Below are 13,007 nucleotides of genomic sequence, written 5' to 3'. Positions count from 1 at the left end.
GGGCGGGAAAGATTTTGTGGAGGAGAACATGAAAAAAAGGCTAAAAAAACGATATATGTTTTTAGGATTGTTTGTTCTACTGATATTTGTTATGCTGATGGCTTCAGTATTAGGAGCTGCCAGCATCAGCGTTATGGACAGCTTTAAAATCATTTTATCCCATATACCCTTTATAGGAAATAAAATCGATTTAACGGAGATACCGGATGGCCATGTTACTATTATTTCTAATATAAGATTACCAAGAATACTATTATCATTTTTAGTGGGCTATGGGTTATCAGTTGTGGGTACTGCCTTTCAGGGAATGCTGAAAAATCCAATGGCGGACCCCTTTATTATTGGCACATCATCAGGAGCTGCATTAGGTGCAGCTATTGCTATCTTATTAAAACTCAACACTGCCTTTTTAGGCATCGGCTTTGTAGCTATATTTGCATTTACTGGAGCATTGATGGCTACCTTCCTTGTATATAACCTAGCAAGAATTAAGACAAAGGTTCCGGTTACCACTTTATTACTGGCTGGAATTGCTACAGGACAGTTTTTCACTGCTATTATGTCCTTTATCATGGTGATTTCCTCAAAGGATATTACCAGTATTGTATTTTGGACAATGGGGAGCTTTGCCTCAAGGGGATGGACACATGTACAAATAGCTTTTTTTCCAATTATTCTGGGAAGCATTGTTTTATTTATTTTTGCAAAGGATTTAAACCTTTTACTGATGGGGGAAGAATCTGCTGAAAACATGGGAGTAGAGGTAGAAAAAACAAAAAAAATTATTCTCATAACCAGTGCATTTATTACTGCTTTTGCTGTCTCTGTTAGTGGGATTATAGGCTTTGTAGGATTAATCATCCCACATATTACTAGAATGATAGTGTCACCAGATCATAGAATCTTAATGCCAGCCAGTGGATTCCTTGGGGGTATTTTTCTAATTATTGTAGATACCTTTGCAAGAACGATTATTGCTCCTACAGAGGTACCTGTAGGGATTATTACTGCTTTAGCAGGAGGGCCTTTTTTTATTTATTTATTAAGAACAACTAAAAAGATATTATAGACAAGGTGATCATATGGGAAAATCAATTATAGTTAAGGATGTAACCTTTCAGTATAGTGAAGAAATTATATTGAAGCGATTAGGTTTTAAAATTCAGGAAAAAACCTTTATTAGTATTATTGGTCCTAATGGTTCGGGGAAGTCAACTTTGTTAAAAATGATAGCAAGAAATCTAGAACCATGTAAAGGCAATATAATATTAGGTGAAAGGGATTTAAGAGAGTATACAGCCAAAGGATTAGCTCAACAAATGGCAGTGGTCCATCAAGGAACGGAAGTAGCTTACAACTTCACTGTAGAGGATATTGTATTGATGGGTAGACATCCACACTTGCATCGATTCCAGAGGGAAGGATCTAAAGACATTGCAATAGTCAAGGAAGTAATGAAGCTGACAAATACTTGGCATCTTAAAGAAAGGCCCATCAATGAAATAAGCGGTGGGGAAAGACAAAGAGTCATTATAGCTAGAGCTTTAGCTCAAGAGCCCAAAGTAATATTACTAGATGAACCCACTTCAGCCCTAGATATTCATCACCAAATTGAAATACTAGACTTATTAAGAAGGCTAAATCAAGAAAAAGATGTTACTATTGTAGCAGTATTGCATGATTTGAATCTGGCTGCTAGGTATAGTAAAGAGGTATTGCTATTATATGAAGGAAATATGATTACCATGGGGTCTACAGAAGAGGTTATTACAGTGAATCACCTAAAAAAAGCCTATAACATGGAAATGATTGTAGATAGAAATATACACACAGGCTATCTACAGGTAACGCCTATCTCTGTAAAAAAATAAGGAGTGAGGGAATGAAAAAAGGGAAAAATATTATGTTGCAAGGGACAGCATCGTCAGTAGGAAAAAGCTTATTAACAGCGGCATTCTGTAGAATCTTTCAGCAGGACGGGTATAAGGTAGTTCCCTTCAAATCTCAAAATATGGCATTAAACTCTTTTATTACTGAAGAAGGCTTAGAGATGGGAAGAGCCCAAGTGTTTCAAGCAGAAGCTGCAAAGGTGAAGCCCTCAGCATCTATGAACCCAATCCTACTGAAGCCAACTGGGGATGCTTTTGCTCAAGTAATCATAAAGGGTAAGGTATACAACAACATGACGGCAGTAGAATACCATGACTTTAAACCACAGCTAAAGAATATGATCCAAGAAATATACCAAGAATTAAGCAGCAACAATGATATTGTAGTAATTGAAGGAGCAGGGAGTCCAGCAGAAATAAACTTAAGAGATAAGGACATTGTAAATATGGGAATGGCAGAAATAGCTGATAGCCCAGTGTTATTAATTGGCGATATTGATAGAGGTGGAGTTTTTGCATCCCTATATGGTACCATTATGTTACTAAGAGAAGAAGAAAGAAAACGAGTAAAAGGAATACTGATCAATAAATTTCGTGGAGATAAAAGTATTTTAGCACCGGGCTTGAAGATGCTAGAGGATTTAACCGGCATTCCAGTATTAGGGGTAATACCCTACGGCAATTTTAATATAGAAGATGAAGATAGTGTAACCCAGCGATTTCAAAAAAATATAAATCAAGAAGGAAAGGTTACTGTTGAAGTCATTAGACTGCCTCATATCTCCAACTTTACAGATTTCCATGTTTTTGAGATTTTACCGGATGTAAACATTCGCTATATAACAGAGAGAGATTCTATAGATTATCCTGATATTGTTATTATTCCAGGCTCTAAAAATACAATTTCTGATTTAAAGTATTTAAGAGAAAGTGGTTTAGAAAAGGAGATAATAAAAGCTTACAAAAATGGAAGCTATATTATTGGTATTTGCGGCGGTTATCAAATGCTAGGAAGAAAAGTACTAGACCCCCAAGGAGTAGAGAGCAGTATGCCACAGATAAGGGGACTAGGTCTTCTGGATGTGGAAACCATCTTTGAAGGAGAAAAGGTTACAACCCAGGTACAAGCAGAAGTAATCTTTGAGAATAAGGGGATATTAAACCGCTGTAAAAATAGTACCATTAAAGGCTATGAAATACATATGGGGAGAACAAAGCTGGGAAAAGATGCAGAACCCCTTCTTAAAATCACAGAAAAGCTAGGGAAAGAAACAGAATATACGGATGGAGCTGTAGACAGGGAGGGGCGAGTTTTTGGAACCTACATCCATGGTATATTTGATGAAATAAGCTTTACTGAAAAAATCATTGGAAATATACTGAAGAAGAAAGGATTAGCACCCTCTACACAACAGCAAATATCACTTGAGCAGTATAAGGATAACGAATACCAAAAGCTTGCAAATCTCGTGAGGGAAAACATAGACCTGCAAAAAATATATGAAATATTGGAGGGATAAGGTTGAAGATCTTAATAGGCGCATATTTTTTAGATTTGCTGCTGGGAGATCCTCAGGGCTTTCCTCATCCCGTCAGATGGATAGGGAACTTAATTATAAGTCTAGAGAAAAGGCTTTTAGATTTAGAGAGAAGCAAAAAGCATCAGTTTTTTATGGGAGGCCTGTTGACAGTTATTGTTGTAGCTTCAACCTACCTGATTACTCTTAGCCTTATTAAAGGTGCATTTTTTCTAAATAACTATTTAGGAATATCTTTATCTATTATCTTAGGTTATACAGTTTTGGCGACAAAAAGTTTAGATAAAGAAACGAGAAAAGTTTATGAAAAGCTAGAAACATCTACAATAGAGGAGGCAAGGACAGCTTTATCCTATATTGTAGGCAGGGAAACCAAGGACTTGGAGGAAAAGGAAATCGTAAGGGCCACTGTTGAAACAATAGGTGAGAACATTTCTGATGGAGTCATTGCTCCAATGTTATATTTAGTGATTGGAGGTGTTCCATTAGCCATGGCTTATAAGGCAATAAACACCTTGGATTCCATGGTAGGATATAAAAATGATAAATACCTATACTTTGGCAGATTTTCAGCGAAGTTAGATGATATTGTTAACTATATCCCTGCAAGATTAACAGCTATCTTTATTGTTATAGCTGCCTTTTTTAGAAAAAGGGATTATATGGGATCTATAAAAACTGTTATTTCAGATGGACGGAATCACAGCAGCCCAAATGCAGGGTATCCTGAAGCTGCTGTAGCAGGTGCATTAAGGATACAATTGGGAGGCATCAACAAGTACTTTGGTAAAGAGGTTTTTAAACCTACTATTGGGAAGTCCCTTGAAAAACTGAGCAAAAAAAATATTATTATGACCATTGATTTAATGTATTGGTCATCAGCGATAGCTGTTATATGTTTTTCGGCATTGAATTTAGTGATGGGTGGAATGTTAAAATGACACATGGAGGTAATATATTTGAAATTGAAAGAAAAGAAAAGCTAGATAGAAAGACTCTTTTAGATTATAGTGCTAATATAAATCCATTAGGGCTTCCTAAATCACTAAAAAGAATTATACAGGATAGAATGGAGGATCTTCAATACTACCCAGATATTTATTATGAGGATTTAAAGGCAGCCATCTCTCAGTACTATTCTCTAATTAAGGAAGATATTTTTGTAGGAAATGGTGCTGCTCAAGTGATTTTTGATACAATCCATAGGATTAAGCCTCAAAAAAGTATTATTTTAGCTCCAACCTTTAGCGAATATGAAAAGGCACTGAAATCCTGTGAAAGTACGATTGTTGAGGTTCCTTTACAGGAGGAAGATAATTTTGATTTAAATATAGATGCATTGATAGAAAAAATAGATGATACCATTGACCTAGTTGTTTTATGCAATCCTAACAATCCCACCAGTCGATTGATTGAAATGCAAAAAATAGAAAAGATATTACTGAAATGCCAACAGCATCAAGTATATTTAATGATTGACGAAGCTTTTATGGATTTTGTCGAGGACCAGCCCTTATATAGTATGCTACCGTACTATAAAAAGCACAAGAACATAGTAATTGTTAGAGCCTTTACAAAGTTTTATGGTGTACCGGGATTAAGATTGGGATTTGGTGTATGTAGTGATAAAACCATGATTGAAGAGATCAACAAAAACACTTTACCATGGTGTTTAAATACATTTGCTGGTTATTTTGGAGAGGTATTGTTAGCAGAAGATAATTATGTAGAAGCAACCCACCAATGGCTTAGAAAGGAAAAAAGACGTTTTTTTAAAGCGTTACAAAATATAGAAGGGATAAAAGCTTTTCCACCTTCAGTGAATTTTATTTTGATAAAAATACTAAAAACAGATAGCAATGCACATCATCTAAAAGAAAAATTACTACAACAAAAGATTTTAATAAGAGACTGTAGTAATTTCACAAATCTAGACGATAAATTCTTTAGAGTAGCTATTAAGATTCCGGAACAAAACAACGTTTTCCTAAAGGCACTAAAAAAAATATTGAATGAAATAAGTGATTAAACAATAAGGATTTAGACGATACAATTGGCACAGGTACCATAAAAGCAAAGCTGTTGATTTTTAATCTTATAATCACACAAGCTTTCAACTCTCTCAGATAGATGTTGAAAAAATTCGTTATCTAGATCCTCAACTCTTTGGCATATATTGCAAACTACGTGGGGATGACTAGTAGTATTTGAATCATATCGAAAGCTGTTCTCGCCAATATTGATGACTTGCACTAATCCTAGTTCTGAAAAAAGCTCTAATGACTTATATACAGTTGCTAAACTTATGGTTGGATAAGCAGGAGCCAATTTCTTATAAATAGCTTCAGCATTAGGATGTTCCTTTGAATCATTTAATGCATGATAAATAGCTATCCTTTGTGGTGTGATTTTACAATTTTTCTCTCTTAATAACTTTATTAATGTGTCCACCCTTCAATCCCCCTTTAATATAAAAATATTATTATTTAGTAGTATATCTCCATTATAGGCCAGTGTTAATATTTTGTCAATTCAATCTAGCTTTAATTTGAGGAAATATTTAAAATATTATTTGGCCTATATGTAGTGGTTGTAATGAAAGGTTTTATATAAGGGAGAGACTAAGTACTATATCCTGGATTTTTAATTTCTTTGAAAAGATAGTATACTAAAAAGGATACAACGGGAACCTAGTTAAAAAAAGAGGAGGGTTCAAAATGGAGTATAAGCTTATTGTAGTAGATATGGATGGGACATTATTAAACAGCAAGCATGAAATAAGCTTGGAAAATAAAAAAACCTTGAAGGAAGCAATTGATAAAGGCATTTATATCGCCATTGCCACCGGGAGAATTTATACCTCTGCAAGATTCTATGGGAAATTATTAGGAATAGCTACCCCAATAATTGCATGCAATGGCGGCCTAATAAGAGATCTATATACCAATGAAATCATCTATCATAATCCAATGACAAAAGAAGATGTCATCGCAATAGCAGAAATATGTAAAGCTCATGATATATATTTTCATTTTTATGACCAAGAGGTTTTCTACATAGAGGAATTAAAGCATAGTTCATTAAGATATCATCAATGGAATTTATTACAAAAAGAAGAAGATAGGATCAATATTGTACATCTCCAGGATGCTATAAGATTTTTGAAAAATACTGATATAGATGTTTTGAAAGTATTGATAATTGATGAAGATTCAAATAAGCTTGAAAGAGTGAAAAAAATCATAGCCCAGATGAACTCTATACAAATCGATAAGTCTTGGCATAACAATATAGAAATTATGAATAAAGATGTTTCAAAAGGTAAGGCCATCGAAGCTTTAGCAAAAAAATTGGGCATAAAGAAAAATGAAATAATTGCCTTTGGAGATAATTATAACGACTTATCAATGAAGGACTATGTGGAAACCTTTGTAGCCATGGGCAATGGGGAGGATTATGTACTACAGCAGTCAGATTATATTACAGCTGCTAATGATGAGGACGGCGTAGCAGAAGGTATTAAAAGGATTGTATTTCAGGAGGCATAGGATGATATGAATGCTGTATCTTTAACAAAATGTAAGGATTATGATTATTATAAAACGAAAAAAACAATAGAGGTGGGAATTCAGCATTTAGGTGGACTAGAGAAATACATAGAAAAAGGCCAAACAGTTTTACTAAAGCTTAACCTGTTGATGAAAAAAAGACCTGAAGAAGCTGTTACAACCCACCCCATTTTTGTTAAGGCTTTAGGAGATATATTAATGGAGTATGGCTGTAAGGTAATCATCGGTGATAGTCCAGGAGGACCCTTCACAACCAGAGCCTTAAAGGGGATTTATAAGGCCTGTGGCATAGAAAAAATCGCCGAGGAAAGTGGATTTATATTGAATTACAACACAGATGAGTATGAAGACAATCATCCTGAAGGGATGCTGTTAAAAAGAATAAATGCCATCAAGGTGCTACAGGAGGTTGATGCGGTCATATCTGTATCTAAGCTGAAGACTCATGGCATGGCTTTGTTTACGGGAGCTGTAAAAAATCTATTTGGTATTATCCCTGGGATGCTAAAGGTGGAATATCATTTTAAGATGCCGGATATCAAAGATTTTTCAAATATGCTGGTGGATGTTTGCTTATATGCAAAGCCAGTATTATCTATCATGGATGGTATTGTTGGGATGGAAGGAGAAGGACCATCAGCTGGGGAACCAAGAAATGTAGGGGTAGTGATAGCATCCAATAGTCCCTACCATTTAGATGTGGTTGCAGCTCAGTTAATTGGAATCAATCCTTCAGATATTCCTACTGTAAAGAGGTGTGTAGAGAGAGGACTTGTCAAAAATACTTTTGATGATTATTTATTAAAGGGGGAGACAATTGAAGCTTGTCGAGTAGAAAAATTTAAATCTCCCAATATAGCCAGTATTAATTTCTTTAAAGGTAGAGTGCCGGTTTTCTTAGAGAATTACTTAACATCACTTTGTCAGCCAAAGCCAATCTTTGATCATAATGATTGTGTAGGCTGCAAGGATTGCGAAATATGCTGTCCACCGAAGGCTATTACCATGAAGGAGAAAAAGCCGTATGCAGATTTAGAAAAATGTATCCGGTGTTTTTGCTGTCATGAGCTATGTCCTAAAAAAGCAGTGAAGATTAAGAGGCCAAAGATCATAGGACGACTGATGAGAATGTAGCTTAATTATAGACATGTGCTTCTAAGGCTAAATTTTACTAGATATAATTTATTATGATGCTAAAAACTGCGGGCTGCAAATGTAACCCTTAGCATATTAGAAATTAAGGTCGGATATCTAAAGTGTTATTAAAAAACATTACATTTATATAACAAAAAAGCAGGAAAATCTTTCATTATATTGAAATATATATCTGATAAATCATTTCCATAAGAGAAGTGATTTAAATATAGAAAGGAGGATTTATATGAAAAGAAATAACAATGTTTTTTTTAGCAGACTATTGGTTGGTCTACTAGTCACTGCTATGGTGCTATCTTCCATGGTATTTGCCTTTGCTAACGAGACAGAGGAAGTTGTCATTACTATTCTACATACGAATGACATCCATGGTAGAGTACTGGAAGGTGCCTATGATGGTATGGGCTTTGGCAAAATTGCCACACTGGTAAATGAGATGAGGGAGGCAAATCCTAACACATTGTTGTTAGATGCTGGAGATACCTTGCATGGATTACCAATCGCTACTAGTGTAGAGGGAGAAAGCATAGTAACTATTATGAATGCCATTGGTTATGATGCAATGGCGGCAGGAAATCATGATTTTAACTATGGACAGGAAAGATTGGTTGAATTAGACGGGATGGCAGAATTTCCTATCCTTGCAGCCAATGTAAAGAAAGCTGATGGTACTAATCTATTGGATGCCTATGTAGTTAAAGAAATTGATGGAGTAAAGATAGGAATATTTGGCTTAGCTACACCAGAAACCCTATTTAAATCACACCCTAAAGGGGTAGAGGGGTTAACCTTTGGTGATCCTGTAGAAGCTGCAGCAGAAATGGTGGAGGAATTACAGGAGAAAGTAGACATTATCGTTGCCCTTGGACATTTAGGCATAGATGAAGAAAGTGTGGATACCAGCATAAAGGTTATAGAAGAAGTTCAAGGAATTGATTTATTTGTAGATGGACATAGCCATACTTTATTTGAAGAAGGACTCATCCTAGGAGATACATTATTAGTAAGTGCTGGAGAATACGGAAAGTATCTAGGGGTTGTTGAACTAGTTATAGAAAATGGCAGTGTGGCATCTATAAATGCTAGCTTGATTTCAAAAGATGCAGTGGAAGAAACAGAAGAAGATGCAGCAATTATGGAGATCATTAATGAAATTGATGAAATCAATGAAGCCGTAATGAGCGAAGTAGTTGGTGAGACTGTTGTCACTCTTGACGGTGAAAGAGAACAAGTAAGAGCTGGAGAAACCAACCTAGGAAACCTGATTACTGATGTATTTATTCATGCTACTGGAGCTGATGTAGCTCTAACCAATGGTGGAGGAATCCGTACATCCATTGAAGCAGGAGAAATAACTCGAAAAGATATTATAACAGTTTTCCCATTTGGTAATTCTCTAGAAGTAAAAGAGGTAACGGGAGCAGTTATTAAAGAGGCGTTAGAAATGGGCACTGATGCTTATCCTGAATTAAAGGGAGCTTTCCCTCATGTAGCAGGTATGAGCTATAAAATAGATTTAAACAAATCTGTAGGTGACCGTATTGTTGATATTATGATTAATGGCGCGCCATTAGAAATGGATAAAGAATATACTTTAGCTACCAATGACTTTATTGCCGCTGGTGGTGATGGATATACCATGATTCAAGCTACCCCATCAATTAGAACATTAATGGCAATGGATGAGGCTTTAATTAGCTACATCCAAGAAAAAGGTGTAATTGAACCAGTAGTAGAAGGTCGTATCACTGCTATAGAAATCCAAGAGGAAGAAATAGCTGAAGAAGTAGCAGAAGAAATAGTTGAAGAAGAAGTGGTAGAAGAAGTAGTAGAGGTTGAAGAGGTAGTGGAAGAGCCAGTTGTTGAAGTACCAGTGGAAGAAGTAACAACAATCATCTATGTTGTTCAAGCAGGAGATTGGTTATCAACAATTGCAATGAAATATGACACAACATGGGAAGTATTACAAGAACTAAACAATATCAGTAATCCAAACTTAATATTACCAGGACAAGAGATAGTAATCTCTAAATAATTATAATTGAACAAAAAAACGTAGCGCTTAAGGAGCTACGTTTTTTTGTTTATTCATCTTTACCTGTGTATAAGATTATAATGAATGGGGACAAATAAAGGAAAAACAGGGTGGAGGTAATAAAGATGAGGAGAAGAAAAATTGAAGAACCTATTGTGTCCATAACCCATAACCAGTCTGAACAGCAGTCAATAATAGAAGCCATCAATCTATTGCCAATTGATGAAATAATAAAAGAGGGAGACAGGGTAGTGATAACCCCCAACTGGGTAAAGGCAAAGCCCCCTTATACCGCTACTGTTGTTGGACCTGAAACTCTGAAGAAATTAATACAATATGTAAAAAATAAGAAGCCACAAAAAGTGGTTATAGCCACTGGGTCCGGTGGAGATGATACTCAAAAGGTATTTCAAACAGTAGGCTATAATAAAATTATAGAGGATGAAAAGGTAGAATTTATCGATTTAAATTATGGACCCTATATAGAGATGGAATTAGAGGATAAGATTATAAGAAAAACAAAGATAAATAGATTGCTGGAAGAAACTGATGTCCTCATAAGCTTTACACAATTGAAGCAGCATGAAGAGGCTACTGTAAGTGCCTCCATAAAAAATATAGCACTAGGGTGGCCTCCTGCAGAAGTCCATGGATTCCCTAAAAAGAAAACAGGAATTCATGAGGATTTACATGGATTTATTGTTGCTATGGCCAAAAAGATTCCCATAGATTTAGCTATTATAAGCTTAGACAAAACCATGATTGGCACAGGCCCTAGCGATGGTAAAGCGGTAAATACTGAAGGCTTAATTATAGCAGCGACAGATCCAGTAGCTGCTGATGCAGTAGGCGCTAGGTTATTGGGCTTTTTACCTCAGGCTGTACAATATATCTATCGATTGTATAAAGAAGGAGCAGGAGAAGCAGATCCAAAAAAAATGACCATAAAGGGCTTAACTTTAGAAGAAGCAGAAAAACTGTTTTCTAAAGCTGCCTACGGGCAAGAAATCCTCTTAGATGCAAATAGTGTGATAAAAGACATTCATGGTAGCCAATAAACAAAATTATTATTTTAAGGCATACATAATCCCAACGGTTTTAGGGCCACAATGGCTGGATATAACACATCCAGCCTCTAGAAAGACAATCTCCTTAATAGCTAGTGCTTGCTGCAAACTATTCTTTAAATAGAGTGCATCCTCCTCTGCGAGAGCATGAATAACAACGACTCTATTTAAGTTCATCTTATCTTTATGGCATAATACTTCCTCACAAAAAGCTTTCAAGGTTTTTTCTTTTTTACCCCTTATTTTTTGATGGAGAATTATTTTTCCATCTATCACCTTTAACAAAGGTCTAATTTTCAGTATATTGCCTATGAAGCTTTGGATAGATGAGCATCTTCCGCCTTTTTTCAAATAATCCATGGTATCAATCATAAACCAGGATTTCATTTTTGGAATTGTTTCTTTTATTTCCACAGCAATTTCCTTAGCACTAAGCCCCTTCGCCGCATAATCAACAGCCTGTAAAGCTAGTAAGCCAATACCAGCTGATAGGTTAAGGGAATCTACAATATGTATTCTATCCTTAGGAAATTCTGCAGCTGCAATTTTGGCATTTTGTATTGTTGAAGACAAATTTGAAGACAATCCAATATAGACAATACTTTTTTCTGTTTCAATGTAGGGTCTAAATATGTTATGAAAATCAGCTGGCGTTGGTGCTGAGGTTTTGGGCAACTCTTTGGTTTCATCAACCTTTTTAAATAATTCTTTTGGGTTTATGTCTACACCATCTCTATAGGTATTCTCTTCAAAAACTACATACAATGGTATAACAGCAATATTTTTTTTGATTAGTATTTCCGAAGAAAGGTCACCAGTGCTATCTGTAATGATTTGCACTTCACTCATTTTGATTCCTCCTATACATAATACATTTTTTTCAATATCTATATATCTATTTATTTAGCAGACGGGAAAAGTCTTTTTCATTTTTGCAAAAATTTACTTCTCTATAGAGATTATAGCATATATATATATAGATTAAAAAGTCATGTAAATTTATCCTCGTATATTAACTGGTATCAAGAGATGTTTTTTACATACAATATTAACGAGGTGATTTCATTATGCATAAAAAAAGAAAAAAAACAGAAATAGATGAAAAGAAAATTATTGATGAAAACTATGAAATTGCAAAGGAATTAGGAATTGATAGGTCTGATATACCATCTCCTATAGCCGGATATTATGGTGGAGCTATAGGTGGAATCATGACAACTCAGTTAATTGATATGGGTAAAAAAGATTTAGTTCATAAGTATAAGAAAAAATAGAATTGAAATGGATTTTCGTAATGATTCTAACAATCTCAGGTAGAGAAATCTACCTTATTTTTTTGCGATAAAAGCACTATTTCTATTTTATGAAATATTTATAGTAGTATACAATACAAATTATCTCTATGAAAAGAATATTATTACTATAAACTATGATAGTGTAAAGTAGGTTATGAAAACTAAGAAACAAAATTTTACAACATGATTTGTGGGGGGAGTACCTTCTTAAAAGAAGAAAACATCAAAAAAATAGATTGATGATACCACAAATAATGCTCTGGAACCCACAGCATTGATGGTGAAACGATGAAGTTTAGCAAAAGTGCAAAGGCACATTTAAGGGGAAGGTTGGTTTTGTTGTGAGAGGATGGTTTGTTGCCCTAAGTAGATCAGTAGCTGCCATTTGCCCGGCATATTATCGGCATTTGTCAGCATATCGACTTCGTTTAAAGGACGCTTCCACTCATGAAGCTTGTG

Annotated in this window: 12 protein-coding genes; 10 read left to right on the top strand and 2 right to left on the bottom strand. The window is 35.1% G+C overall.

Annotated elements, in window-relative coordinates; all coding sequences use genetic code 11:
- Window positions 1–28: 28 nt before the first annotated feature.
- From BMX10_RS09815 to cobD, 5 genes are read left to right on the top strand one after another with little or no spacing between them, the layout of a single operon-like run.
- On the top strand, window positions 29–1,069 hold the full coding sequence (locus tag BMX10_RS09815; protein WP_090443171.1) for a FecCD family ABC transporter permease: 1,041 nt from the start codon (window positions 29–31) through the stop codon (window positions 1,067–1,069).
- A 13-nt stretch (window positions 1,070–1,082) separates the two neighbouring features.
- Window positions 1,083–1,871: an ABC transporter ATP-binding protein gene (locus BMX10_RS09810; RefSeq protein WP_090443168.1), complete on the top strand. Its 789-nt coding sequence runs from the start codon at window positions 1,083–1,085 to the stop codon at window positions 1,869–1,871.
- Window positions 1,872–1,882: 11 nt separating this feature from the next.
- On the top strand, window positions 1,883–3,409 hold the full coding sequence (locus BMX10_RS09805) for a cobyric acid synthase (protein ID WP_244272690.1): 1,527 nt from the start codon (window positions 1,883–1,885) through the stop codon (window positions 3,407–3,409).
- Window positions 3,410–3,411: 2 nt separating this feature from the next.
- Window positions 3,412–4,368 carry an adenosylcobinamide-phosphate synthase CbiB gene (gene cbiB / locus BMX10_RS09800; RefSeq protein WP_090443164.1) on the top strand — a complete coding sequence of 319 codons (957 nt, stop codon included), beginning with the start codon at window positions 3,412–3,414 and terminating at the stop codon, window positions 4,366–4,368.
- Window positions 4,365–5,456 carry a threonine-phosphate decarboxylase CobD gene (gene cobD / locus BMX10_RS09795; RefSeq protein WP_170834767.1) on the top strand — a complete coding sequence of 364 codons (1,092 nt, stop codon included), beginning with the start codon at window positions 4,365–4,367 and terminating at the stop codon, window positions 5,454–5,456. The genes cbiB and cobD overlap by 4 nt, the downstream gene beginning before the upstream one ends.
- A gap of 11 nt (window positions 5,457–5,467) precedes the next feature.
- Here the strand turns inward: cobD and BMX10_RS09790 are convergent, their stop codons facing one another.
- A complete protein-coding gene (locus tag BMX10_RS09790; protein ID WP_090443159.1) occupies window positions 5,468–5,878 on the bottom strand; it encodes a transcriptional regulator PerR in 411 nt (136 codons plus the stop codon).
- A gap of 266 nt (window positions 5,879–6,144) precedes the next feature.
- On the opposite strand from BMX10_RS09790, the gene BMX10_RS09785 reads away from it, so the two are divergent.
- From BMX10_RS09785 to BMX10_RS09770, 4 genes are all read left to right on the top strand, one after another.
- The gene (locus tag BMX10_RS09785) at window positions 6,145–6,975 is read left to right on the top strand and encodes a Cof-type HAD-IIB family hydrolase (protein ID WP_090443156.1); all 831 of its coding nucleotides are present in this window, start codon (window positions 6,145–6,147) and stop codon (window positions 6,973–6,975) included.
- A 6-nt stretch (window positions 6,976–6,981) separates the two neighbouring features.
- Complete coding sequence (locus BMX10_RS09780; RefSeq protein WP_090443152.1) at window positions 6,982–8,130, top strand: DUF362 domain-containing protein; 1,149 nt, start codon at window positions 6,982–6,984, stop codon at window positions 8,128–8,130.
- 247 nt (window positions 8,131–8,377) lie between these two features.
- Window positions 8,378–10,186 carry a 5'-nucleotidase C-terminal domain-containing protein gene (locus BMX10_RS09775; RefSeq protein ID WP_090443149.1) on the top strand — a complete coding sequence of 603 codons (1,809 nt, stop codon included), beginning with the start codon at window positions 8,378–8,380 and terminating at the stop codon, window positions 10,184–10,186.
- 125 nt (window positions 10,187–10,311) lie between these two features.
- Window positions 10,312–11,244 carry a DUF362 domain-containing protein gene (locus tag BMX10_RS09770; RefSeq protein ID WP_090443147.1) on the top strand — a complete coding sequence of 311 codons (933 nt, stop codon included), beginning with the start codon at window positions 10,312–10,314 and terminating at the stop codon, window positions 11,242–11,244.
- Between the two features lie 9 nt (window positions 11,245–11,253).
- Here BMX10_RS09770 and BMX10_RS09765 read toward each other — a convergent pair whose 3' ends face one another.
- Entirely contained in the window at window positions 11,254–12,102 is an 849-nt protein-coding gene (locus BMX10_RS09765; RefSeq protein WP_090443145.1) for a DegV family protein, read from the bottom strand.
- Window positions 12,103–12,320: 218 nt separating this feature from the next.
- On the opposite strand from BMX10_RS09765, the gene BMX10_RS09760 reads away from it, so the two are divergent.
- Window positions 12,321–12,527 (top strand): small, acid-soluble spore protein, alpha/beta type, encoded by a 207-nt coding sequence (locus BMX10_RS09760; protein WP_090443142.1) that lies wholly within the window; start codon window positions 12,321–12,323, stop codon window positions 12,525–12,527.
- Window positions 12,528–13,007: the final 480 nt, after the last annotated feature.

Origin of the sequence: Natronincola peptidivorans (assembly GCF_900111615.1) — a bacterium.
GTDB lineage: Bacteria > Bacillota > Clostridia > Peptostreptococcales > Natronincolaceae > Natronincola_A > Natronincola_A peptidivorans.
The sequence above is the reverse complement of the archived record's forward strand: the minus strand, read 5'-3'. Positions and strand labels throughout refer to the sequence as shown.